Source organism: Micromonospora sp. NPDC005257 (assembly GCF_042872445.1).
Classification (GTDB): Bacteria; Actinomycetota; Actinomycetes; order Mycobacteriales; family Micromonosporaceae; genus Micromonospora.
Window position 1 is genome coordinate 101,950 of sequence record NZ_JBIAKL010000006.1, and the last position, 22,317, is coordinate 124,266.

Annotated in this window: 23 protein-coding genes; 13 read left to right on the forward strand and 10 right to left on the reverse strand. The window is 73.8% G+C overall.

What is annotated here, in order from left to right; genetic code table 11:
* Positions 1 to 41: 41 nt before the first annotated feature.
* Together ACFYO8_RS14830 and ACFYO8_RS14835 are read right to left on the reverse strand one after the other, a co-directional pair.
* Positions 42 to 833 (reverse strand): inositol monophosphatase family protein, encoded by a 792-nt coding sequence (locus tag ACFYO8_RS14830; protein ID WP_354870044.1) that lies wholly within the window; start codon positions 831 to 833, stop codon positions 42 to 44.
* A complete protein-coding gene (locus ACFYO8_RS14835) occupies positions 830 to 1,663 on the reverse strand; it encodes a DUF5919 domain-containing protein (protein WP_354870046.1) in 834 nt (277 codons plus the stop codon). The genes ACFYO8_RS14830 and ACFYO8_RS14835 overlap by 4 nt, the downstream gene beginning before the upstream one ends.
* A gap of 228 nt (positions 1,664 to 1,891) precedes the next feature.
* Between ACFYO8_RS14835 and ACFYO8_RS14840 the strand changes: the two genes are divergently transcribed.
* The 6 genes from ACFYO8_RS14840 to ACFYO8_RS14865 all read left to right on the forward strand — a co-directional run bounded on the left by ACFYO8_RS14840 (position 1,892) and on the right by ACFYO8_RS14865 (position 5,279).
* Complete coding sequence (locus ACFYO8_RS14840; RefSeq protein WP_354870049.1) at positions 1,892 to 2,146, forward strand: hypothetical protein; 255 nt, start codon at positions 1,892 to 1,894, stop codon at positions 2,144 to 2,146.
* Entirely contained in the window at positions 2,137 to 2,499 is a 363-nt protein-coding gene (locus tag ACFYO8_RS14845) for a hypothetical protein (RefSeq protein WP_357707334.1), read from the forward strand. The genes ACFYO8_RS14840 and ACFYO8_RS14845 overlap by 10 nt, the downstream gene beginning before the upstream one ends.
* Positions 2,496 to 3,569, forward strand: coding sequence for an FAD-binding oxidoreductase (locus ACFYO8_RS14850; RefSeq protein WP_355094708.1), 1,074 nt, complete (start codon positions 2,496 to 2,498; stop codon positions 3,567 to 3,569). The genes ACFYO8_RS14845 and ACFYO8_RS14850 overlap by 4 nt, the downstream gene beginning before the upstream one ends.
* Positions 3,569 to 3,895 (forward strand): DivIVA domain-containing protein, encoded by a 327-nt coding sequence (locus ACFYO8_RS14855; protein ID WP_354870055.1) that lies wholly within the window; start codon positions 3,569 to 3,571, stop codon positions 3,893 to 3,895. The genes ACFYO8_RS14850 and ACFYO8_RS14855 overlap by 1 nt, the downstream gene beginning before the upstream one ends.
* Positions 3,896 to 3,930: 35 nt before the next feature.
* Positions 3,931 to 4,281, forward strand: coding sequence for a DUF2203 domain-containing protein (locus ACFYO8_RS14860; RefSeq protein ID WP_354870057.1), 351 nt, complete (start codon positions 3,931 to 3,933; stop codon positions 4,279 to 4,281).
* A gap of 194 nt (positions 4,282 to 4,475) precedes the next feature.
* Entirely contained in the window at positions 4,476 to 5,279 is an 804-nt protein-coding gene (locus ACFYO8_RS14865) for an SGNH/GDSL hydrolase family protein (RefSeq protein WP_354870060.1), read from the forward strand.
* Between the two features lie 64 nt (positions 5,280 to 5,343).
* Here the strand turns inward: ACFYO8_RS14865 and ACFYO8_RS14870 are convergent, their stop codons facing one another.
* Positions 5,344 to 5,832 (reverse strand): glutathione peroxidase, encoded by a 489-nt coding sequence (locus tag ACFYO8_RS14870; protein ID WP_355094706.1) that lies wholly within the window; start codon positions 5,830 to 5,832, stop codon positions 5,344 to 5,346.
* 143 nt (positions 5,833 to 5,975) lie between these two features.
* On the opposite strand from ACFYO8_RS14870, the gene ACFYO8_RS14875 reads away from it, so the two are divergent.
* The 4 genes from ACFYO8_RS14875 to ACFYO8_RS14890 all read left to right on the forward strand — a co-directional run bounded on the left by ACFYO8_RS14875 (position 5,976) and on the right by ACFYO8_RS14890 (position 10,914).
* Positions 5,976 to 7,610, forward strand: coding sequence for a glycosyl hydrolase family 18 protein (locus ACFYO8_RS14875; RefSeq protein ID WP_354870065.1), 1,635 nt, complete (start codon positions 5,976 to 5,978; stop codon positions 7,608 to 7,610).
* A gap of 173 nt (positions 7,611 to 7,783) precedes the next feature.
* Complete coding sequence (locus ACFYO8_RS14880; RefSeq protein WP_355094704.1) at positions 7,784 to 8,344, forward strand: hypothetical protein; 561 nt, start codon at positions 7,784 to 7,786, stop codon at positions 8,342 to 8,344.
* A 57-nt stretch (positions 8,345 to 8,401) separates the two neighbouring features.
* Positions 8,402 to 9,808, forward strand: a complete 1,407-nt coding sequence (locus tag ACFYO8_RS14885; protein ID WP_354870069.1) for a class II 3-deoxy-7-phosphoheptulonate synthase — start codon at positions 8,402 to 8,404, stop codon at positions 9,806 to 9,808.
* A gap of 86 nt (positions 9,809 to 9,894) precedes the next feature.
* Positions 9,895 to 10,914 (forward strand): GntG family PLP-dependent aldolase, encoded by a 1,020-nt coding sequence (locus tag ACFYO8_RS14890; RefSeq protein ID WP_354870305.1) that lies wholly within the window; start codon positions 9,895 to 9,897, stop codon positions 10,912 to 10,914.
* A 48-nt stretch (positions 10,915 to 10,962) separates the two neighbouring features.
* Here ACFYO8_RS14890 and ACFYO8_RS14895 read toward each other — a convergent pair whose 3' ends face one another.
* Together ACFYO8_RS14895 and pknB are read right to left on the reverse strand one after the other, a co-directional pair.
* Complete coding sequence (locus tag ACFYO8_RS14895; protein WP_354870070.1) at positions 10,963 to 11,832, reverse strand: deoxyribonuclease IV; 870 nt, start codon at positions 11,830 to 11,832, stop codon at positions 10,963 to 10,965.
* Positions 11,829 to 13,814: a Stk1 family PASTA domain-containing Ser/Thr kinase gene (gene pknB, locus ACFYO8_RS14900; protein ID WP_354870072.1), complete on the reverse strand. Its 1,986-nt coding sequence runs from the start codon at positions 13,812 to 13,814 to the stop codon at positions 11,829 to 11,831. Before pknB ends, ACFYO8_RS14895 begins: the two co-directional genes overlap by 4 nt.
* A 141-nt stretch (positions 13,815 to 13,955) precedes the next feature.
* On the opposite strand from pknB, the gene ACFYO8_RS14905 reads away from it, so the two are divergent.
* A complete protein-coding gene (locus ACFYO8_RS14905) occupies positions 13,956 to 14,336 on the forward strand; it encodes an Rv2175c family DNA-binding protein (protein WP_354870075.1) in 381 nt (126 codons plus the stop codon).
* A gap of 103 nt (positions 14,337 to 14,439) precedes the next feature.
* On the opposite strand, the gene ACFYO8_RS14910 is transcribed toward ACFYO8_RS14905, so the two are convergent.
* Both ACFYO8_RS14910 and ACFYO8_RS14915 read right to left on the reverse strand, forming a co-directional pair.
* Entirely contained in the window at positions 14,440 to 15,522 is a 1,083-nt protein-coding gene (locus ACFYO8_RS14910) for a polyprenyl synthetase family protein (protein WP_354870077.1), read from the reverse strand.
* A 63-nt stretch (positions 15,523 to 15,585) separates the two neighbouring features.
* Positions 15,586 to 16,947, reverse strand: coding sequence for a helix-turn-helix domain-containing protein (locus tag ACFYO8_RS14915; RefSeq protein WP_387189865.1), 1,362 nt, complete (start codon positions 16,945 to 16,947; stop codon positions 15,586 to 15,588).
* A 228-nt stretch (positions 16,948 to 17,175) separates the two neighbouring features.
* Between ACFYO8_RS14915 and metF the strand changes: the two genes are divergently transcribed.
* Entirely contained in the window at positions 17,176 to 18,093 is a 918-nt protein-coding gene (gene metF, locus ACFYO8_RS14920; protein ID WP_354870083.1) for a methylenetetrahydrofolate reductase [NAD(P)H], read from the forward strand.
* 44 nt (positions 18,094 to 18,137) lie between these two features.
* A complete protein-coding gene (locus ACFYO8_RS14925) occupies positions 18,138 to 18,827 on the forward strand; it encodes a CDP-alcohol phosphatidyltransferase family protein (RefSeq protein WP_354870086.1) in 690 nt (229 codons plus the stop codon).
* Positions 18,828 to 18,873: 46 nt separating this feature from the next.
* Here the strand turns inward: ACFYO8_RS14925 and ACFYO8_RS14930 are convergent, their stop codons facing one another.
* The 3 genes from ACFYO8_RS14930 to ACFYO8_RS14940 are packed head-to-tail and all read right to left on the reverse strand — an operon-like array spanning position 18,874 to position 22,301.
* Positions 18,874 to 20,361: a phytoene desaturase family protein gene (locus ACFYO8_RS14930; protein WP_354870089.1), complete on the reverse strand. Its 1,488-nt coding sequence runs from the start codon at positions 20,359 to 20,361 to the stop codon at positions 18,874 to 18,876.
* A 12-nt stretch (positions 20,362 to 20,373) separates the two neighbouring features.
* Entirely contained in the window at positions 20,374 to 21,501 is a 1,128-nt protein-coding gene (locus ACFYO8_RS14935; protein ID WP_354870091.1) for a glycosyltransferase family A protein, read from the reverse strand.
* The gene (locus ACFYO8_RS14940) at positions 21,498 to 22,301 is read right to left on the reverse strand and encodes a carotenoid biosynthesis protein (RefSeq protein WP_354870092.1); all 804 of its coding nucleotides are present in this window, start codon (positions 22,299 to 22,301) and stop codon (positions 21,498 to 21,500) included. The genes ACFYO8_RS14935 and ACFYO8_RS14940 overlap by 4 nt, the downstream gene beginning before the upstream one ends.
* Positions 22,302 to 22,317: the final 16 nt, after the last annotated feature.

Here is a 22,317-nt window from a genome sequence, read left to right on the forward strand (position 1 = left end):
AGCGAGAGTCCGAGGCGACCTCTGCCACAGTCGTCATCGGCTCACGCCGTCCCGTTCTCCCGCAGGTGCTGCAACATCTGACCGACCAGCCCAGGGGTGATCGCGAGGGTGGTCGTTGACTCGGCGCTGTACTCGGCCCCTCTGCTGTCGACGACGACGGCTCCCGCCTCGCGGGCGATGGCCACCCCGGCTGTCATGTCCCAGGTGTGGTTGGAGAGGGTGATGGCGGCGTCGATCTTCCCCTCCGCCAACCAGACGAGATCCACTGCCGCTGATCCACTCATCCGCACGCGCTGCACCGTCGCGGCGAGCCGCGCCATCAGTGCCAGCCGGATCCGATTCTTGTTCGCGGCATCCGCTCCGACGGCGAAATCGCCGATCCCTACGACGGCTTCGCCCAGGCTGGTGGTGTCGCTCACCTTGACCGGCTTGCCGTTCGCGAATGCCCCACAACCCTCGGCGGCCCAGTATCGAGCACCGAGGAAGGGTAGGTCCACGACGCCGAGGGCTGGACGTGTTCCGTGGAGTAAGCCGAGGGAGATACCGCACAAGGGGAGACCGCGAACGAAATTGATCGTTCCGTCGACCGGATCAAGCGTCCATTGCAAATCCCCGGTGCCGCTGGCTCCCTCCTCCTCCCCGAGGAAGGCAATGCCGGGCGTCGCATCGCGCAGGAACGATCGAAGGTCTCGTTCAATCGCGTAGTCGACATCCGAGACGAGATCGCGGTCGCCCTTACTGGTAGAGGTGACTGGTGCCTGGCGGCGCATGAAGGTGGCTGCCCGACCAACAGCATCGAGGGCGACCGGCAGCAGCTCACGATACGAGGTCACAGTTGGCGGCTCCGCTCCCACTGAGACTCGAAGATCTGCTCATACACCGGATACAACCCCGTCGTGGGTTCTCGGCGTCGCATCACGAAGGTCGGAGAGTCGACCCCTCGGCTCGCGGGCAGGTATGCCTGGGCAAGGCAGAGGTCGTCGATGAGGAGCACGTTGAACCGAAGCGTCTCGTCGTAGAGGGCGACCTGCACGCTGCCGTACAGGTCGCCCGACAGGCGGTCACGCACCCGCAACATCGTCTCGATGTTGAGCTTCGTCAGTGCCGCGAGTTGGCCGGCCGGGAAGCTCTCCTCACGTTCCCTGGCTTGGATCGCCGAGCCATCAGGATCCAGGAACAGGCATCGGACCTGCGCGCCGCCTTCGATGAGCTGACGCCAGCGGTGATCGGGGTAGTGTTGGCACAGCAGGTTCAGGGAGAGTCCCATCGCTCGAACCTTTCGGGCGCCGTCCAGGATGCGATCCGCGGGCAGGTGCGCAGAGAGCTCAGCCCGGTTGCGGAAAACCGCCGTGACGTCCGCTATTGAGGTGCCACCGTTCCCTTCCGCCTGGACATCGGCAGCACCTTGCCGCAGCTCGGCGGCATCGGCCAATCCCAAGCCTGACCGGAATCGCCGATGAACCTCGTTCCCCGCCCGCGCGAGCGCGGTGTCGAGAGCGGCTTGCATCTCCGGTCGAGGTTGCACCGCCTCCCGACCGGCTTCCCACTTCGAGACGGTGCGCTCGCTGACGCCGAGGTGCTCGGCGAAATCGCGAATGCTCATCCGCAGCGCGTGCCGCAGCATCCGGGTCTCCCGGCCGGTCCACTTCTGCACGGTCGTCATCGGCTCGCCTCCGAGTGCGTCGAGACCGGCCGCCAGCACCTCAGCGGCTCGACTTCAGAGCTGGTACAGCGCAAGTGCAGAGCGTAGTCGTACCCCTTGAGCCGCAAGCTGACGAGGGTGGACGCATGGCCCGGGGCGGGTGCTGGGCTCCGGTGGGGCGTCACCCGAGCGCGTCCGCCGTCCCCGCCCGCCCCGGTGCCGCTCCGACTCTCGACGGAAGGGCTTCTCATGGCGGCGGTGCTGGACGACTTCCCGGTGCTCACCCCGGTCAGCGACGAGGATGTGGCGCTGGCCGTGCGCGCGGTGGCGGTGCATGTGCCGGAACAGTGGCCTGCGGGTCCACTGTGCCGCAGCGAGCGGGTGCCGCACCCGTGCCGGCTGGCCCGCTGGGGCCGCGGCACACTACGGGCGGCCGGGCTCACCGAGCAGCGCGTGGACGAACTGGTCGCCGCCGGCGACCCGGGCGCCTGGCCGTGGGCGTGACCGGGCTCGGGGCGTACCCGACGGAGAGCTGGCCCGGGTCGGCGGCGGTGCGCGAGGCGGTGGCCCGGTGGCTGCGGCTGGTGGCGGCGGACGCGGAGCTGGCGCCGTACCTCGTCGGGGTTGATCGGGCCCGGCTCGCCGGACACCTGGCGCTCACTCTCACGGTGGCGCTCGGCGGGCCGGCGGGCGACATCGCCCGGCCGGCGGCCGGGGCGTGGCGCGGCCTGGGCCTGACCGAGGCGCAGCACCGCCGCGTGGTCGACTACCTGGCCGGGGTGCTCTGGGCGCTCGACGTGCCGGCGTGCTCGGTGGCAGCGGCCCAGCGGGCCTTCTCGGACGAGGTCGGCTCGTGACCGCCGCCCTGGCCGCGTCGTGGTCTGTCACCACGCGGTATGCCCGCGAGGCTGCCGACCACTTCTGGTGTGCGGTGGAGGACCGCTGCCCCGGGAAGCTGCCGGAGCGGGAGGCTGCGGTGTTCCTCGCCGCATTCGGACGGCTGGTCAGCGGTGGCGACGACCCGGCCGGGCGGGCGGCGTTGTTGACCGTGCTCGGTCGGGCCTGTCGCCGCTACCGGCTGCTGCCGCACCAGCTCCCCGTCGAGGCCGCGCTCGTCGCGACGGTGTCCCGGCAGGTGAGCATGACACCGGAGCTGGTGGCGGCCTGGGCAGGGGCCGCCCGGCGGGCCACGGCGGCGGTGAGCGGTGCGGTCGAGCAAGCCGGCGACGGCCCGCCCTGGTGGCCGGCGCAGGTCGTCGACCACGACCGGGCCGCCGACGGCATCGCCGTGGTGACCGTGCGCCCCTGGCGCCGCCTGACGTTCCGGCCCGGTCAGGCGCTGCCCGTCTGCACCGAGCGCCGGCCCGGCCGGTGGCGCTGGTACTCGCCGGCCAATGCTCCGCGCGCCGACGGCACCGTGGAATTCCACATCCGTGCCGTCGCCGCCGTGTCGCGCGCGCTCGTGCACCGGGTACGCCCCGGTGATCGGATCTGGCTCGGCCCGCCCCGGTCGATCGGCCTGACTCTCGATCCGGTGTCGAATGCGGACCTGCTGCTCGTCGCCGGGGGCACCGGGCTGGCGCCGCTGCGCGCCCTCGTCGAGCAGGTCGCCGCCGCGCCGGCCGGTCGCCGGGTCACCCTGGTCGTCGGTGCCCGCACCTTCGCCGACCTCTACGATCCGATCAGCCTCGACAAGCTCCAGAGCAGCAACAACTGGCTGACCGTCGTGCCCGCGTTCTCGCACGATCCTCTGGCCGAGGCGGGAGAGCAGGGTGACGCGCTCACCGTCGCGCTCGACCACTGGCGTCCCGGTCAGGAGGTCTACCTGTGCGGGCCACCGTTGATGGTGGCCGGGTCGCGGCTGCGGTTGCTCGCCGGTGGGGTGCCGGCAGAGCGGATCCACCTGCCGGACGGGTTCGGCGTCTGATGGGCGTCTACCGCAGCCGCAACGCGCTGGCCGGTCCGCTCACCGCGGACCGGCTCAGCGCCGTCGAGCTGCCCCGCACGTCACTGGGCCGGCGCGGTTACCGGACCGACGACGTCGACGCGCTGCTGCACCGGCTCGTCTACGAGCTGGGGGAGCGGACCCGGCGGCTCGACGACGCCCGGGACGAGAACGATCGCATCAAGCGGGCCCTGCGCGCCTGGCAGGCCGAGGTGCGGGAGGCTGCCGGCGTCGTCTGGTCTCCCGCGGCCCTTCCAGGCTCACCGTCTCGTCCCGGCCCGGACGGTCGACGTGCGGCTGGGCGGTGACCCGGAAGACACGAGTTGTGCCGCATACTGGCCCGGTGTTCACTCTCGCCCAGGCGCGACACCTGGTGGCCACGCTGCGGCCACGCGTCGACGAGCTGATCCGGCTGCGGGCCGACCTGGCCGAGCTGCGGGTCGATCTGGCCGACCACGGTGTCAGCGCGCTCGGCGGGCTCGCCGAGGTGAAGGCGCTGGAGGCGCGGCTGCACGTGGTGGTGGACGAGTTCCATCAGCATGAGATCGCGGTCAAGGGGATCGCTCCGGTGCTGCTCGACTTCCCCGGCGAGCGCGACGGCCGGGCAGTGCTCTGGTGCTGGCTGGAGGGGGACACCGACATCCGTTGGTACCACCGGGTCGAGTGCGGTTTCGCCGGCCGCCGTCCCATCTGAGCCGGCCCGTCCACGCCTGATCTGCGCCGATCCGCCCGGCTTGGCGGAAACCTTCGTTGTGATGCGCCCACCTGGCACCGATTTATAGGGACAAGTCGCTATGCGCGCCGGCCCGTAAATCGGTAATCTTCCATGCCCTGTGATCTTATTGATATCTATCTCTCACCACCACTTCACGCCCCCAGGAGTGCGACGTGCGGAGATCCCGTCTTGCCACCCTCGCCCTGACTCTGGCCGCCTCGGTCGGGGTCACCCTCTCTCTGGCCGCCCCCGCCCAGGCGGCCCCGTCCGACCGCTACGTCGCGCTCGGCGACTCGTACGCCTCCGGCGTCGGCGCCGACAGCTACACCTCGGAGAGCGGTAACTGTCTACGCAGCACGAACGCCTACCCGGCGCTCTACAACACCAACATCAAGCCCGCGTCGTACCGGTCGGTCGCCTGCTCCGGCGCCACCACGACGGACGTCATCAACAGCCAGCTCTCCGCGCTCACCTCGACCACCACCCTGGTCAGCGTCACCGTCGGCGGCAACGACGTCGGCTTCGCCAACATCATGAGCACCTGCGTGCTCAAGGGGGAGACCCAGTGCGTGGCGGCCGTGCAGTCCGCCATGAACGTCGCCCGCACCTCGATGGCGGGCCGGCTCGCCAACGTCTACAACGGCATCAAGAGCCGGTCGCCCTCGGCCCGTGTCGTGGTGGTCGGCTACCCGGTCTTCTACCAGCTCGGCACCACCTGCGTGGGGCTCAGCGCCACGTCCCGGGCGAAGATCAACGAGGGCATCAACCTGCTCGACGACATCACCCGTACGGCCGCCGTCTCGGCCGGGTTCACCTTCGCCGACGTGCGCTCCATCTTCGTCGGTCACCAGCTCTGCAGCTACGGGACCAAGTGGCTGCACGCGCTGAACGTGCTGAACCTGAGCAAGTCGTACCACCCGACGGCCGCCGGGCAGTCCGGCGGCTACTACCCGGTCTTCCGGTCCGCCGCCGGCTGACCCGATCCACGGCAGCGGCACGCCTCCGGCCGGGGGCGTGCCGCTGCGCCGTGCCCAGCGGCCGTCAGGCCGGCAGCACCTTCTCGATCGCCGCACGCAGCTCGGGTGAGTCGGGCGTGACCTGCGGCGCGAACCGGCCGGCCACGGTCCCGTCCGGCGCCACGAGGAACTTCTCGAAGTTCCAGCGCACGTCCCCGGTGTGCCCCTCGGCGTCCGGCGTGGGCGCCAGCTCCGCGTAGAGCGGGTGCCGGTCCGGCCCGTTGACGTCGACCTTCTCCGTCAGCGGGAACGTCACGCCGTAGTTGACCTGGCAGAACTCCTCGATCTCGGCGGCGCTGCCCGGCTCCTGGCCGGCGAACTGGTTGCACGGCACCCCGAGCACCGTCAGCCCGCGCTCGCCGTACGTGTCGGCGAGTTCCTGAAGGCCCGCGTACTGCGGGGTGAGGCCGCAGCGGGAGGCCACGTTGACCACGAGCAGGGCGCGGCCGCGGTAGCGGCCGAGGTCGGCCGGGCCGCCGGTGAGGGCGTCGATCTGGACGTCGAGAACGGTCATGGCACGAGGCTACGGGCCCCCGCGTGGGCCGTGCCGCGCCGGCCGGCAAATCGATGCATTGACATCTTGACGAAGTGGCGACGGTGTGAGTAGCGTCTCAGCAATCAATTTGGAAAGTTTCCTAACTATTGGAGGGACGCCGTATGAAGAGATCGCTCCGCCGGGCCCTGTGGGCCACCGGCGCCGTGGTCGCGCTCGCGGTCGCCGCGGTGCCCATGACCACCGCGTCGGCCGCCGGCAGCGTCACCGCCACGTTCGCCAAGGTGCAGGACTGGGGGACCGGCCACGAGGGGCGGGTGACCGTCACCAACGGCACCAGCTCCACCGTCAACGGCTGGCGCATCGAGTTCACGCTGCCCTCCGGCACCTCGATCAGCAGCTCCTGGGACGCCGACATCACCCGCAGCGGTGACCGCTACGTGGCGGTGAACAAGAGCTGGGCCGCCACGCTCGCCCCGGGTGCCAGCTTCAGCTGGGGCTACAACGGCACCGGCGCGTACAAGGCGCCGGTGAGCTGCACGATCAACGGCGGCTCCTGCACCGGCGGCGGCACGCCGACGACCACCGCGCCGACCACGACCCCGCCGACCACGACGCCACCCACCACCACGCCGCCGACGACCACCCCGCCGACGACGCCGCCGCCCACCACGCCGCCGCCCGGTGGCAAGAAGATCGTCGGCTACTTCGCCGAGTGGGGCGTCTACGCCCGCAACTACCACGTCAAGAACATCCACACCAGCGGCTCGGCCGCGAAGCTGACCCACATCCTGTACGCCTTCGGCAACACCACCGGCGGCCGGTGCAGCATCGGTGACAGCTACGCCGACTACGAGAAGGCGTACACCGCCGCGGACAGCGTCGACGGCGTCGCCGACACCTGGGACCAGCCGCTGCGCGGCAGCTTCAACCAGCTGCGCAAGCTGAAGAAGATGTACCCGAACCTGAAGGTGCTCTGGTCCTTCGGCGGCTGGACCTGGTCCGGCGGCTTCACCCAGGCCGCGCAGAACCCCGCCGCGTTCGCCGACTCCTGCTACTCGCTGGTCAAGGACCCGCGCTGGGCGGACGTCTTCGACGGCATCGACGTCGACTGGGAGTACCCGAACGCCTGCGGCCTCCAGTGCGACAGCAGCGGCCCGAACGCGTTCAAGAACGTGGTCTCGGCGCTGCGCAGCAAGTTCGGCTCCAGCTTCCTGGTCACCGCGGCGATCACCGCGGACGGCAGCAACGGCGGCAAGATCGACGCCACCGACTACGCGGGCGCCGCGACCAGCCTCAACTGGCTGATGCCGATGACGTACGACTACTTCGGCGCCTTCAACGCCCAGGGGCCGACCGCGCCGCACTCGCCGCTCTACTCGTACGCCGGAATCCCACAGCAGGGCTTCTGGTCGGACGCGGCGATCCAGAAGCTCAAGTCCAAGGGCGTACCGTCCAGCAAGCTGCTGCTCGGCGTCGGCTTCTACGGACGTGGCTGGACCGGCGTGACCCAGGCCGCACCCGGCGGCAGCGCCACCGGCGCGGCCCCGGGCACCTACGAGGCCGGCATCGAGGACTACAAGGTGCTGAAGAACAGTTGCCCGGCCACCGGCACGGTCGGCGGCACGGCGTACGCCAAGTGCGGCAGCAACTGGTGGAGCTACGACACCCCGTCGACCATCGGCGGCAAGATGAGCTACGCCAACAGCCAGGGCCTCGGTGGCGCGTTCTTCTGGGAGCTCTCCGGTGACACCGGCAACGGCGAGCTGATCGGCGCCATCAAGGGCGGTCTCGGCTGAGCTGAGGGCCGACGCACCACCCACCCGGCGGGGAGGGGCCACACCGGCCCCTCCCCGCCCGCGTGCCGTCCTGGCCGAGCGCGCCGATCCGGGTCAGGATGGGGAGTCACCAGGCCGTGCGGCCGGTGTGGCACACTCGCCGCTCGATGACGTCCACGCCGACGGGAGGACCGATGGGTCGCAGCCACCGGGGCCGGTTCGCCGCGCTCGCCGTCCTCACGCTCCTGCCGGCGGGCCTGGCCGCCTGCGGCTCCGGCGACGGCGGCGGCGGCGCCACGCCCAGCGGGAAGGCGCCGGCCGAGGAGGCGGCGGCCAAGAGCCGGGAACGCGTGCAGGCGTACCTGGACGCGCTGACCGCCCGCGACGCCGACGCCGGCCGCAGCCAGCTCTGCGCGCCCATGCACGCCGCCTTCGACTCCGCCGCCACCGGCCCGAACGGCGACTTCGCCGACCACTTCACCGTGCCGCAGGCGACCATCACCGACGTCCGTTCCGGCCCGAACGGCCAGGAGGTCAGCGCCTCGGTCACGGTCGCCGCCGGATCGCGTACGGCCGCCCGGTCGCTGCTGTTCACCGTCACCCGGAACGGGGCGGACTGGTGCATCTCCGGCGAGGTGCCCGTCGACAGCACGGTCGAGCCGACCGCCGACCCGGCAGGGCCGCAGCCCGCCGGCGCGACCCCCGACCCGACGGGGCCGCCGGGTGTGCCGGCCCCGCCGGTGCCCTCCCAGTGACCGGAACCATCCCCCTCGGCGGTGAGTGATCGCTTCGGTCGCCGTACGCTTTCCCTCATGCGCCATGAGTGGCATCAGCTGAGTCACCCCGCCGTGGGCAGCCCTGGTCTGCAGACCAGCCGCCCGACCGCCGACTCCGCCGAGGACGCGGCCCTCGGCCTCGACCGCTGGCGGGAGCTGCCGCGCGCGCAGACCCCGCCGTGGGACGACCCGGCCCAGGTCGCCGAGGTCTGCCGGGTGCTGGACACGGTGCCGTCGGTGGTCGCGCCCTACGAGGTCGACCAGTTGCGGCAGCGGCTCGCGCTGGTCTGCGAGGGCAAGGCGTTCCTGCTGCAGGGCGGCGACTGCGCGGAGACCTTCGTCGACAACACCGAGAGCCACCTGCTCGCCAACGCCCGCACGCTGCTCCAGATGGCCATCGTGCTCACCTACGGCGCGTCGCTGCCGGTGGTCAAGGTCGCCCGGGTCGCCGGCCAGTACACCAAGCCCCGGTCCCTGCCGACCGACGCCCGCGGGCTGCCCGCCTACCGCGGCGACATGATCAATTCTCTGGAGGCCACGCCGGAGGCGCGGGTCGCCGACCCGCAGCGCATGATCCGGGCGTACGCGAACTCGGCCGCCGCGATGAACATGCTCCGGGCGTACCTGGCGGGCGGGCTGGCCGACCTGCACGCGGTGCACGACTGGAACAAGGACTTCGTGCGGCAGTCCCCGGCCGGCGAGCGCTACGACGCGATCGCCCGCGAGATCGACCGGGCGCTGGCCTTCATCCGGGCCTGCGGGATGACCGACGACGAGGCGCTGCGCACCGTCACGCTGCACTGCTCGCACGAGGCGCTGGCGCTGGAGTACGACCGGGCGCTGACCCGGATCTCCGACGGCAAGGCGTATGGCCTGTCCGGGCACTTCCTCTGGATCGGGGAGCGGACCCGGCAGATCGACGGCGCGCACATCGACTTCATCTCCCGCATCGCCAACCCGATCGGCGTCAAGCTCGGCCCGACGACCACCCCGGACGAGGCGATCGAGCTCTGCGAGAAGCTCAACCCGGACAACGTCCCCGGCCGGCTCACGCTGATCAGCCGGATGGGCAACCACCGGGTCCGCGACGCGCTGCCGCCGATCGTCGCCAAGGTCACCGCCGCCGGCGCCAAGGTCGTCTGGCAGTGCGATCCGATGCACGGCAACACGCACGAGTCCTCCAACGGCTACAAGACCCGGCACTTCGACCGGATCGTCGACGAGGTGCTCGGCTACTTCGAGGTGCACCGCGGCCTGGACACGCACCCGGGCGGCCTGCACGTCGAGCTGACCGGCGAGGACGTCACCGAGTGCCTCGGCGGCGCCCAGGGCATCGAGGACCTGGACCTGCCCGACCGGTACGAGACCGCCTGCGACCCCCGGCTGAACACCCAGCAGTCGCTGGAGCTGGCGTTCCTCGTGGCGGAGATGCTCCGTGGCTGACGCGAGGAGTGAGCTTGCGAGCCCCGCAGTCGGCAGCCGGAGGGGGCACAGTGGCTGACGCGAGGAGTGAGCTTGCGAGCCCCGGGCTGATCGATCTGCGGACGGACACCGTGACCCGGCCGACGCCGGGGATGCGGGAGGCGATGGCCGCCGCCGAGGTGGGCGACGACGTCTACGGCGAGGACCCGACCGTCGCCGCGCTGGAGACCGAGGTGGCCGCGTTGTTCGGCCACGAGGCGGCGCTGTTCGCCCCGAGCGGCTCGATGGCCAACCAGATCGCGCTCCAGTTGCACGTGCCGCCCGGCGACGAGCTGCTCTGCGACGCCGACGCGCACGTGGTCACGTACGAGGTCGGCGCCGCCGCCGCGTACGGTGGGATCTCCTCGCGGACGTGGCCGGCGGTGGGCGCGGAGCTGGACCCCGACGTGGTCGCCGGGATGATCCGCCCGGACGGCTACTTCGCGGTGCCGACCCGCGCGATCGCTGTGGAGCAGACCCACAACCGGGGCGGCGGCGGGGTGATCCCGCTGCCGACGCTGCGCCGGATGCGGGAGGTCGCCGACGAGCACGGGGTGGCGCTGCACTGCGACGGCGCGCGGATCTGGCACGCGCACGTGGCCGACGGGGTGCCGCTGACCGAGTACGGCGCGCTGTTCGACACGCTGTCGGTCTGCCTCTCCAAGGGCCTCGGCGCGCCGGTCGGCTCGCTGGTGGTGGGCAGCGCCGAGAAGATCGCCCGGGCGCGGTTCCTCCGCAAGCGGATGGGCGGCGGCATGCGGCAGGTCGGCATCCTCGCCGCCGCCGGCCGGTACGCGCTGGCGCACCACGTCGAGCGGCTCGCCGACGACCATGCCAAGGCGGCCCGGCTGGCCGAGGCGGTCGCCCCGCACGGCGTGCTCGCGGCGGTGGTGCGGACCAACATCGTGCCGCTCGACCTGACCAAGCACCCGCTGGACGCGCCCGCGCTGGCTGCCGCCGCGCGGGCGGAGGGGCTGCTGATCTCGGTGCTCGGCCCGCGTACCGCCCGGCTGGTCACCCACCTGGACGTCACCGACGCGCAGATCGACCGCGCCGCCACCATCCTGCACACCGCCCTGCGGGCCTGACCCGCGCCCCGCCCTCACCCCAGGGGAGGGATCGGGGTGACGAGGGCGTCAGGGGTGGAGGCGCTTGAGGGTGGCGATGTCGGCGGCGTGGCCGATGTGCTTCTCCGTGGGGGTCTCCACCAGCACCGGCACCCCGGCGGTCGCCGGGTGACACATCAGTTCGGCGAATGCCGGCTCGCCGATGGTGCCCTTGCCGATGTTCTCGTGCCGGTCCCGGGTGGAACCGCACAGGTCCTTCGAGTCGTTCGCGTGCACCAGCCGCAGCCGGTCCGCGCCCACCGTGGCGACAAGCGTGTCGAGCGCGGCGGTCATGCCACCCTCAGCGGCCAGGTCGTGTCCGGCCGCCCAGGCGTGACAGGTGTCGAAGCAGACGCCGAGCATCGGGTGCCGGTCGACCGCGTCCAGGTAGGGGCCGAGGTGCTCGACCCGGGACGCCAGCGACCGGCCGCCTCCGGCGCTCGGCTCGACCAGCAGCATCGGTCCGCCGATGGCCGCGACCTCGTCGAGCAGGGGGAGCAGCGCCTCGCGGACCTGCCGCAGGGCCGCCTCGGCGTGACCGGCGTCGACCGAGCTGCCGGCGTGGAAGACCACACCCTCGGCGCCGATCGCCCGCCCTCGCCGCACCGCGTGGGCGAGCGTCTCGGCCGACCGGGTGACAGTCGCCGGGGTGGGGGAGCCGAGGTTGACCAGCAGCGAGGCGTGGATGAACACGGGTAGGCCACGCTCGCCGCACCCGTCGCGGAACAACGCGTCCTGCGCCGGGTCGCCGGGCGGGAGCGCCCAGCCGCGCGAGTTCGAGACATAGACCTGCACCGCCTCGGACTCGGCCGCCTCCGCGTACGGCAGGGCCGCCCGGGCCAGGCCGCCGGAGGTGGGGGTGTGCGACCCCACCCGGCGGTGGCCGTCCGTCGCGCTCACAGGCACGTCACCGTCACAGTCGTACCCGGCGGCACCGGCGTGTTCTCGGCCGGGTTCTGGAGCCGGACGACGCCGTTCGGGTTGAGCTGGATGTTGACCGGGAAGCCCTGGCTCTCCAGCGTCTGCTTGGCCTGCTGGCAGGGCATGTCGATCACCCGGGGGACGGCCACCTGCGGCGGGCCCTTGCTGATCTCCAGCTTGACCTGGGTGCCCTTCTCCACGCCGGTGCCGTCGGCCGGGCTCTGGCCGAGGATCTCGTCCTTCGGCTTGTCGGAGTCCTTGACGGTCTCCACCGGCTTCAGCCCGAGCTGCGCGAGGATGGTCCGCGCCTCGGTGAGGCTCTTGCCGACCAGGTTGGGCACGGTGACCGGCGCACGGCCCTTGCTCAGGATCAACGTCACCTTCGCGCCGGGCTTGACCACGGTGCCCACCTTCGGGTCGGTGGCCAGCACCACGCCCGCCGGCAGGGCGTCGTCGTACCGGGAGGAGCCCTTGACCACGACCAGGTTGACGCCCTCCAACTCGGCCTGGGCCAGCGAGTAGTCCTTGCCCACCACGTCCGGCACCGGCAGCCGCTCCGGGCCGAGCGACAGGGTCAGCGTGATCGTGCCGCCCTTGACGATCCGCGCGGCCGACCCGGGCGCCTGCCCGAGCACCGTGTCCTTGGGGACCTTCTCGTCGTAGCGCGGGGCGGCGTACCGCAGCGTGAAGCCGCCGCGCTGGGCCTGCGCCTCCGCGTCGACCTTGGTCAGGCTCACGAGCTGCGGCGCGACCGTGTAGCGGCCCACCCCGAACCACCAGCCGCCGACCGCGGCGACCAGGCCGAGCACCACGACCGTCGCGGCGACGGCCAGCCGTCCGCGCGGCGAGCCCATGATCCGGGTACGCAGGGCGGCGAACCCGGTCCCCCCGGAGTCCTCCTCGGCGGCGCGGCGCCGGTGCGGGCGCGGGGTGGCGCCGCCCTCGGGCAGCCGGGCCCACGCCGGGCGCTCGACCGGCTGGAGCGCGGCCACCACCTGGGTCGGCTGGCTCAGGACCGCGGTCTCGTCGCTGAGCTGCGGCAGCACGGTGGTGTGCGCGTGCGGGTCGCCCAGTTGCTCGCGGGCGGCCTGCACCTCGCTCAGCAGCGCCGCGGCGTCGGCCGGCCGGCCGGCCGGATTCCGCCGGGTGGCCCGCGCGACGAGCGCGTCGAGAACCGGCGGCAGCGCCGGCACCAGCGTCGACGGCGCCGGTACGTCCCGGTCGACGTGCTGCCACGCGACCTCCACCGGGCGGTCGCCGTCGTAGGGGACCCGGCCGGTGAGCATCTCGAACAGCACGATGCCGGCGGAGTAGACGTCGGTGCGCGGGTCCGCCTGGCCGTGGGTGACCAGCTCCGGCGCCACGTACGCCACGGTCGCCATGAGCTGGTTGCCGTTCTCGTCCTCGGCGCTGGCCTCGACGGCCCGGGCCAGCCCGAAGTCGGCCACCTTGACCACGCTGTCGACCAGGTTGCGGCTGCCGCCGGTGGGCACCTCGGCGACGAGCACGTTCTCCGGCTTGACGTCGCGGTGCACCAGGCCGGCCCGGTGCGCGGCGGCGAGCGCGGCGAGCATCTGCTCGGTGATCGCGAGCGCCTCGTCCGGGTTCAGCCGGCGGCGCTCGGCGAGCACGTCGCGCAGCGTGCGGCCGCGGACGTACTCCATCACCAGGTACGGCAGGCCGGCGTGGATGCCCTGGTCGTAGACCGCCACCACGTTCGGGTGGGTCAGCCGGGCGATCGTCTTCGCCTCGTCGGTGAAGCGTTCGACGAAACCGGCCATCCGGGCCTGGGCCTGCGGCGCCTGGGTCGGGTGAATGATCTTGACCGCCACGGTGCGCTCCAGGCGCTCGTCGGTGGCGGTGTACACGGTCGCCATGCCGCCACGGGCGACGCGACCGCGAATGCGGTAGCGCCCCTCGATCAGCGAGCCCAGCAACGTGTCGGCGACCTGTGTGTCCATCGGCAGGCAGTCTATGTGTCGGAAGGGTGAAGGTAGAACAGGATGCTACCGCCGGGTTCCGACACGGGGGACCGCCGCGCTCCCGGCGGCGGCGCGGGGTGCCGTGCACCGGCCCCGGCGGTCACGTGGCAGGGTGGTCGGGTGACCGATTCCGTACCCACCGAGACCGGCCCCGACCTGGCCGGACCGGCCGACCCGGCCGGCTGGCTGACGCTGCCCGACGTGGCCGAGCACCTGGACCTGTCGATCAGCAAGGTGCACCAGATGATCCGCGATCGCGAGTTGCTCGCGGTGCGCCGCGACGGCGTCCGCCGAATCCCGGCCGACCTGGTGGCCAACGACACCGTGCTCAAGCACCTACCCGGCGTGCTCAACCTGCTCGCCGACGCCGGGTACGACGACGAGGAGGCGCTGCGCTGGCTCTACCGGGAGGACCCCGCGCTTCCCGGCACCCCCGCCGTGGCCCTCGGCGGCGACCTGGCCCGAGAGGTCAAACGCCGAGCCCAGGCAGCGGCCTTCTAGCCCACCACCCCGCCTGACCTCGTCGATCATGAAGTTGGCGGCACGATCGGAGATCGACTTCGCCGCCAACCTCATGATCGACGCCCAGAGGTCAGCCTCAGCCTCAGGCGGGGCGGCGGGTGGCGGCTATGGCGAGGTCGACCAGGGCCTGGTGCGCCTCGGTGTCCAGGTCGACAGCGGTGAGCGCGGCCAGGGCGCTCTCGGTGAGCGCGGTGATGTGCCGTTCGGCCCGCTCCAGCGCGCCGCTCGTGGTGATCAGCTCGCGCAGCCGGTCCACCCCGGCCGCGTCCAGGTCCGGTACGCCGAGCCCGGCCAGCAGCGCCTCCCGGCCGGCCGGGTCGAGCTTCTCCAGGGCCGCCGCCACCAGATACGTCCGCTTGCCCTCGCGCAGGTCGTCGCCGGCCGGCTTGCCGGTGCGCTCCGGGTCGCCGAACACCCCCAGCACGTCGTCGCGGAGCTGGAACGCCTCACCCAGCGGCAGCCCGTACGCCGAGTAGGCGGCGTGCACCTCGGCCGGCGCGCCGGCCAGCGCGGCGCCGAGCAGCAGCGGGCGCTCGACCGTGTACTTGGCCGACTTGTACCGGGCCACCTTGGCGGCCCGGTCCAGCGAGGTGTCCCCGGTGGCCTGGGTCAGCACGTCCAGGTACTGCCCGACGGTCACCTCGGTGCGCATCTCGTCGAAGACCGGCCGGGCCCGGGCCACGATGGCCGGCGGCAGGCCCGAGGAGTGCAGCAGCTCGTCGGACCAGACCAGGCAGAGGTCGCCCAGCAGGATCGCGGCGGCGTCGCCGAAGGAGTCCGCGTCGCCGCCCCAACCGGCCGCGCGGTGCCGGGCGGCGAACCGCCTGTGCATCGCCGGCTCGCCGCGCCGGGTGTCCGACCGGTCCATCAGGTCGTCGTGGATGAGCGCGCTGGCCTGCACGAACTCCAGCGCGGCAAGGGTGGCGACCACCTGGTCGGAGTCTACCCCGCCGGCGCCCCGGTAACCCCAGTAGCCGAACGCCGGGCGTAGCCGCTTGCCGCCGCCGAGCACGAACGCCTCGATGGCCTCGGCGACCGGCAGCAGGCCGTCGTCGACGGCGGTCAGCCAGCCGCGCTGGCCGGCGAGGAACTCGGTGAGCGCCTTGTCGATCCGTTGGCGCAGGCCGGCACGGTCGACGGGGGATACGGGAGCAGCGTCGGTCACGCCACGACGCTAGCGGTTCACACCCGATATCACCGCGCCCGGCGTCCCGGCGTGCCTCGTGGCTCACCGGCCCGGACGGTCCCGCCGGTGGCGCGGCACGCCGGCCGGCAGGTACGGGCGGGCCGCCGTGAGCAGTCGCGCGTACCCCCGGGTGGCCGGACCGGGCGCGGCGTGCGCCAGGCCGCGGCGGAACGCGGTGAGCTGGCCGACGGCCCGGGGGGAGCCGGACCGGACCGCGTCGAGCAGCGCCTCGCCGGCCACCGCGCACGCCTCGGGCACCGCACCCAGGCCCAGGTGCCCTCGGGCCAGCCAGGCGCCGTACACGGCGGCCCGGCGTGGACGGTCACGCGCGCCCACCACCGGCGTCAGCAGTGGCACGGCGGCGGCCGGACGGCCCTGCGCGACGAGCGTGCGACCGGTCATCGCCGCCAGCTCGGCCGCGTCGAGCCAGTAGAGCCAGGGCGGCTCCCGGCCGGGCTCCGGCGTACCGGCCCGATCCGCCCCGGCCAGCGCCCGCCCGGCGGCGCGGGGACGCCCGGCGAGCGCGGCGGCGAGCGCGACCCGGTGCAGCAGCAGCGCCCGCAGGCCGGGCGAGGCGGTGGCGCGGCCGGCGGCGTACCCGATCCGGGCCAGGACCAGCGCGCCGGCCGGGTCGCCGGCGCCGGCCAGCAGGTGACTGGCGGACGCGAGCACGTGCGCGGCCAGCGGCGGCTCCCCGGCGGCCACCGCCGCCCGCAGCGCCAGCCGGTACGCGACCAGGCCCCCGCCGAGGTCGCCCGCGTCGGCGGCCAGCCAGCCGGCGAGCTGCGCCGACTCGGCGAGCGCGGGGAGCATCGCGCGCCGGCCGGCGGGCCCGGCGCGACGGTAGCCGCGGACCGCCCGCCGCAGCCGGCGGGCGCCGTGCCCGGCGAGGTCCCCGCCGCCGAGCAGGTCGTCCCAGCGCCGCAGCGTGGCCAGCGTCACCCCGTCCGCCGGGTGCCACCCGTCCCCGGTGTGGCGGGCGTCGTCCGGCTCGGACGTCCCCGGTTCGCCGTCCGCCCCGGGCCCGGCGAACGGACCGGCCAGCGTGCGGCCGTCCGGGTCGGCGGCCCAGCGGTACGCGAGCGTGAGCAGGGCCAGCCGGGCGCGGGACCCGGCCGGGTCCACCGCCGCGGGCGCCACGCCCAGCCGACGGCTGCGGGCGGCGGCCTCGGCGATCAGCTCACCCGGCACCCCGAGGACGGTCGCCAGCCAGGCCGACCAGAAGTCGCCGGGAAGCCGGAGCTGGCGTTCCCAGCGGGACACCTCGTGCCGGGTCAGCGTGGGCACACCCGAGGCGGCGGAGAGTTCGGCGGCCATCCGCTGCTGGCTCCAGCCACGGGCGGCCCGCAACTGGGCCAGCAGCGGCCCGAGCAGGCGCGGGCCGGGCGGCGGGGACGGGATCATCGGAAACCTCCGGAGGCGACGGCGCGGATGGCGACGTGGACGCCCGGCCAGGTGGTGGCGCCGGCACGTCACCGTCGTGACGACCCCCGCGCGGGCCCCCGGGACGGCCGCCGGCGGCCCCTCCGCGCTGCCGTAGTTCTACCCCGGGGGTACGACGACGGGCCGGGCAGGTGTTCGCGGGCTGGGAAGATTTCCGGTACGGCGTGCCGTCCCGGTTACAGTCGGTCCGTGGCGCTCGGTCTTCCCTCGGTCCTTCCCAATCCCCAGCCGGCCATCGGGGAGCTGATCCGTGACGGCCGGCCCACCTTCTCCTTCGAGTTCTTCCCGCCGAAGACCCCGGCCGGGGAGAAGCTGCTCTGGCAGGCCATCCGCGAGCTGGAGTCGCTGCGTCCCTCGTTCGTGTCGATCACCTACGGCGCGGGCGGCTCGACCCGCGACACCACCGTTGCGGTGACCGAGCGGATCGCCACCGAGACGACGCTGCTGCCGATGGCGCACCTGACGGCGGTGAACCACTCCGTCGCCGAGCTGCGGCACGTGATCGGCCGACTCGCCTCGGCCGGGGTGCGCAACGTGCTGGCCGTGCGGGGTGACCCGCCGGGCGACCCGGGCGGCGAGTGGATCGCCCACCCCGAGGGCGTCCGGTACGCCGAGGACCTGGTCCGGCTGGTCCGCGACAGCGGCGACTTCAGCGTCGGCGTGGCCGCCTTCCCGTACAAGCACCCGCGCTCGCCGGACGTGGCGAGCGACACCGCGCACTTCGTCCGCAAGTGCCGGGCCGGCGCGGAGTTCGCGATCACCCAGATGTTCTTCGACGCCGACGACTACCTGCGGCTGCGTGACCGGGTGGCCGCGGCCGGCTGCGACACGCCGATCCTGGCCGGGGTGATGCCGGTGACCCAGATCGGCACCATCGAACGGTCGGTGCAGTTGTCCGGCGCGCCGTTCCCGCCGGCGCTGGCGCAGCGATTCGAGCGGGTGGCCGACGACCCGGAGGCGGTCCGCCGCCTCGGCGTCGAGCAGGCGAGCGAGATGTGCGAGAAGCTGCTCGACGAGGGTGTGCCGGGGATCCACTTCATCACGCTCAACCGGTCCACGGCCACCCGCGAGGTGTGGCAGCGGCTGCGCGACGCGGCACGGGTGTGACCACCGGCCACACGACACCCGCGCCGTGCTTCTACGGTTGATCCGTGGTGGGCACACAGCTGAACTGGGACCAGTACGCGACGGCATGGGCACGGCTGCACGGCGGCTTCGATCCGCGTACCGCCGCGCCGGTGGTGCGCGCCTGGCTGCGCTTCGCCTACCACGTGGGCTACGTGCTGGGCCGGCTGCGTGTCGGCCCGACCCCGGTGACCGTGTTCGGGGTGCTGCTCTGCTTCTGCGTACCGCTGCTTGTGGACCGGCCCGGCGACGGACCGTTCCTGGGCGCGTTGTTCGTGCTGCTGGCGGCGGTGGCCGACAGCGTCGACGGCGCGGTGGCGGTGGCCACCGGCCGCACCACCCGGCTGGGCTACGTGTACGACTCGGTCGCCGACCGGCTCGGCGAGGTGGCCTGGCTGATCGCGTTCTGGCTGCTCGGGGCGCCGGGCGCGCTGGTGGCCGCGGCCGGCGGCCTGTCCTGGCTGCACGAGTACGTACGGGCGCGGGCGGTCTCGGCCGGGATGCGGGAGATCGGCGCGGTGACGCTGGGGGAACGGCCGACCCGGGTCTCCGTGGCCCTGGTCGGGCTGCTGGTCGCCGGGCTCACCGGCCTGATCGACGTCGACCTGACCGCCGGCACCATCACCATGGCCACCACGGTCTGGGTGCTGCTGGCCGGATTCGGCCTCGGCCAGTTGCTCTCCGCCGTCCGCCGCGCCCTGGTCGACGCCGGCTGACCACCGCGCCCGCGCGGTGGTCAGCGGGTGTCAAGAAAGGGCCCCCTCACCAGGCCGGGCCGACCGCCTCGGCGACGATCTCCGCGGACAGCGTCACCATGGGCAGCCCGCCGCCCGGGTGGCTGGAACCGCCGACCAGCCAGAGCCCGGCCGCCGGACCCCGGTTGGCCGGGCGCAGCAGCCCGCCCGCGGTGCCGTAGATCGCCCCACCGGGCGCGCCGGTGGCCGCGTCCAAGTCGGCCGGGGTGCGGATCTCCCGGAACACCAGCCGGTCCCGCACGTCGGCGCCGCGCTCGGCCAGCACGTCGAGGATCCGGTCCGCGTACGCCTCGGCCAGGCCGGGCCGCCGCCAGTCCACGGCGCTCGGGGCGGTGCCGTGCCGGGGCGCGTTGACGAGCACGAACCACGCCTCGTGGCCGTCCGGGCGGACCGCCGGGTCGTCGGCGGCGGTGACGAACACGGTCGGGTCGGGCGCCGGGCGGGCCCGCACCCCGCGACCCGGGTCACCGAACACGGCGTCGAACTCGGCGTCGTAGTCGCGGGGGAAGAAGACGGTGTGGTGGGCCAGCCCGGAGTCGCCGCGTACGCCCAGCAGCAGCACGAACCCGGCCAGGCTGCGGTCGGTGAGCGCGGCCAGCCGGCGCGGGTCGGGCAGCAGGTCCCGGTAGACGGTGAGCGCGTCGACGTTGGCCACCACCACGTCGGCGGGTACCGGCACGGCCGACCCGGCCACGCGTACCCCGTGCACCCGCCCGCCCGCGGCGTCGATCCGGGTGACAGCGGCGTCGGTGCGCACCACCACGCCCAGGTCCAGACAGCGCGACAGCAGCGCGTCGGCGAGCGTGCCCAGCCCGCCGCGCAGGTACCAGCCGCCGTACGCCAGCTCGGCGTAGGGGACGGCGACGAGCGCGGCCGGGGCGCGGCGCGGGTCGGCGCCGGTGTACGTGGCGTACCGGTCCAGCAGCATCCGCAGCCGCGGGTCGGACAGGTGGCGGCGGCCCAGCCCGCGCAGGCTCCGGCCGGGGCCGATGGCGGCCAGGTCGCCCAGCCGCCAGGCCAGCGCGGCCAGGTCGCGGGGCGAGTCGACGGTACGGCGCAGGATGTCCCGGTGTGAGGCCGCCCACACCCGGTCGGCGCGCCGCCACAGGCCGCGCCAGTCGGCGGCGGACCGGTCGCCGAAGGCGGCGCCGATCCGGGCGGCGAACTCGTCCGGGTCGGCGCAGGAGTCGAGAGTGGGCCCGCCGCCGGGGAAGACGTGCCGCACGATCGGGTCCAGCGGGACCAGGTCCAGATATTCGTCGAGCTTCGCCCCGGTCGCCTCGAACAGGTCGTGGAAGACCTGCGGCAGGGTGAACAGACTCGGCCCGGTGTCGAAGTGCCACACCCCCTCCGGGGTGTGGTGGGTGTACCGGCCGAGCTTGCCCCCGACCGTGCCGGCCCGTTCGAGGACGGTGACCTCGTGCCCGGTGACCGCGAGCCGGGCGGCGGCGGCGAGCCCGCCCACCCCGGCGCCGATGACCACGATGCGCGCCATGGCGTGCCCCTCCTAGGTGACCGGGCGACCCCGCCAGGTGAGCCGGCGCCGCTTCCGCAGATGGTACGACCGGACGGTCAGCCAACCGAGGACCACGACCGACACGGGGTGGCCCAGCGCGTCGGGCCACGCCCGTCCGCCGGTGGCGCGGGCGCTGACCACCCGCCCGGCGACACCGGCCAGGTAGGCCAGGAACGCCACGGCCGCCACCGCCGGTGCGCCCGCGAGCAGCGCCCCGACGGCCAGCAGCGGCGGCGCGACGTAGAGCGCGAACAGCAGCGCCAGCACGGCCGCCGCGGCGGTGGGATGCCCGAACGTCGCCCACAGCGACTTGGTGTAGCCGTCGCGCAGCTGCGGCCAGGTGTCGTACATCCGGCAGGACGCCAGCTTGGATCCGTCGGCCAGCGCGATCCGCCCGCCGGCCCGTTTCACCGCCCGGGCCAGCTCGATGTCCTCCAGCACCTTGTCGGCCACCGCCGCGTGCCCGCCGGCCCGCAGGTAGCCGGCCCGGTCCACGACCAGGAACTGCCCGCCCGCAGCGGCCAGCGAGGGCCGCCGCGAGCGTTCCATCGCGCGCAGCGGCAGGAACGTCAGCCACAACCACTGCAACAGCGGCTGCACCAGCCGGTCGGCCGCCGTCCGCACCACGATCCGGGGGTACGGCGACAGCAGCGCCGCGTCGGCCGCGCGCAACTCGGTGACCGCCGCCGCCACCGCGTACGGGGTGAGCACCACGTCCGCGTCGACGAAGGCCAGCACCGTCGGCTCCGGGGCGGTCCGGGTGGCGAGCTGCCAGCAGGCGTGCGGCTTGCCCAGCCAGTCCGGCGGCGGGGCGACGCCGGTGAGCAGCGTGACCCGGGGATCGTCACCGGCCACCGCGCGGACCACGTCGGCGGTGCCGTCGGTGGAACCGTCGTCGAGCACCACGATCCGCAGGTCCGGCACCCCGCGCTGGGCCAGCAGCGCGCGCAGGCACGGGGTGACCCGCTCGGCCTCGTCGCGCAGCGGCAGCAGCACCGCCACCGGCTCGGTCACCTCGGCCGGGCCGGTGGCCGGGCGGCGCAGCCAGGCGAGCGCGTTGACGAGCGTGTGCGCGGTGAGCGCGGCGACCGCCACGGCCAGCGCGAGGGCGGCGATCATGCCGGGGCGTCGACGCGCGGCGCCGGCGCCGGCTCGGCGGCCCGGTCCCGGCGGGCCCGCCACAGCGTCACCGCCAGCGGCACCGCCGCCACCGCCATGCCGGCCGCGCCCCACAGCGCCGACGCCGGCAGCCGCAGGAACACCGCGTGCGCCAGCACGCTGGAGGCGTACGTCCAGAGGTAGAGCGCGAACATCGGGGCGTCCCGGCCGTCGACCCGGTCCACCGACGGCCCGGCGAGCGGGCGCAGCGCGACGGCCAGCAGCACAGCGAAGCCCAGCCAGCCCAGGTAGTTGCTGACCGGGATGCCGGGCAGCCCGGGCAGCGCCGGGGTGGCGTCGCGCCAGGTCCAGTAGCCCTCGGCCACCATCTGCGGGTCGAGGAACAGGTCCCAGGCGGCCAGCCCGACGGCCGAGAGCGCGATTCGCGCGACCCGGGAGCGGACCAGCCGGACCGCGGTGAGCCATGCCGGCCAGGCCATCCAGGTCCAGGCGAGCGGGATGATCAGCGGCACCCCGGCCAGCTTCGGGCCCAGCTCCCCGGAGTAGTCGTAGGTGCCGAACGGGAACCCGGTGGCCACGCCGATCGCCTCCACCGCGAACCCGCCGCCGGTGACGACCGCGACGAGCGCGGCGGCGGTACGGGCGCCCCGGGTGAGCAGCGCGTGGCCGACCGAGAGCAGCCAGCCGAGCACCACCGTGGCCACCGTGAGCCCGGCCCGGGTCGCGCCGCCGGTGAGCGGATAGCAGATCTGGGCGAGCACCAGCACGGCCAGCAGCGCCCAGGGCAGCCGAGCGCTCACGGTGCCCTCTTTCGTT

Coding starts and splice junctions, on each gene's coding strand:
- ACFYO8_RS14875 (WP_354870065.1), top strand. CDS start 5,976: ATGAAGAGATCGCTCCGCCGGGCCCTGTGGGCCACCGGCGCCGTGGTC.
- ACFYO8_RS14935 (WP_354870091.1), bottom strand. CDS start 21,501: ATGATCGCCGCCCTCGCGCTGGCCGTGGCGGTCGCCGCGCTCACCGCG.
- ACFYO8_RS14835 (WP_354870046.1), bottom strand. CDS start 1,663: ATGACGACCGTGCAGAAGTGGACCGGCCGGGAGACCCGGATGCTGCGG.
- ACFYO8_RS14930 (WP_354870089.1), bottom strand. CDS start 20,361: ATGGCGCGCATCGTGGTCATCGGCGCCGGGGTGGGCGGGCTCGCCGCC.
- ACFYO8_RS14885 (WP_354870069.1), top strand. CDS start 8,402: ATGCGCCATGAGTGGCATCAGCTGAGTCACCCCGCCGTGGGCAGCCCT.
- ACFYO8_RS14915 (WP_387189865.1), bottom strand. CDS start 16,947: ATGATCCCGTCCCCGCCGCCCGGCCCGCGCCTGCTCGGGCCGCTGCTG.
- ACFYO8_RS14870 (WP_355094706.1), bottom strand. CDS start 5,832: ATGACCGTTCTCGACGTCCAGATCGACGCCCTCACCGGCGGCCCGGCC.
- ACFYO8_RS14840 (WP_354870049.1), top strand. CDS start 1,892: ATGGCGGCGGTGCTGGACGACTTCCCGGTGCTCACCCCGGTCAGCGAC.
- ACFYO8_RS14880 (WP_355094704.1), top strand. CDS start 7,784: ATGGGTCGCAGCCACCGGGGCCGGTTCGCCGCGCTCGCCGTCCTCACG.
- pknB (WP_354870072.1), bottom strand. CDS start 13,814: ATGGACACACAGGTCGCCGACACGTTGCTGGGCTCGCTGATCGAGGGG.
- ACFYO8_RS14855 (WP_354870055.1), top strand. CDS start 3,569: ATGGGCGTCTACCGCAGCCGCAACGCGCTGGCCGGTCCGCTCACCGCG.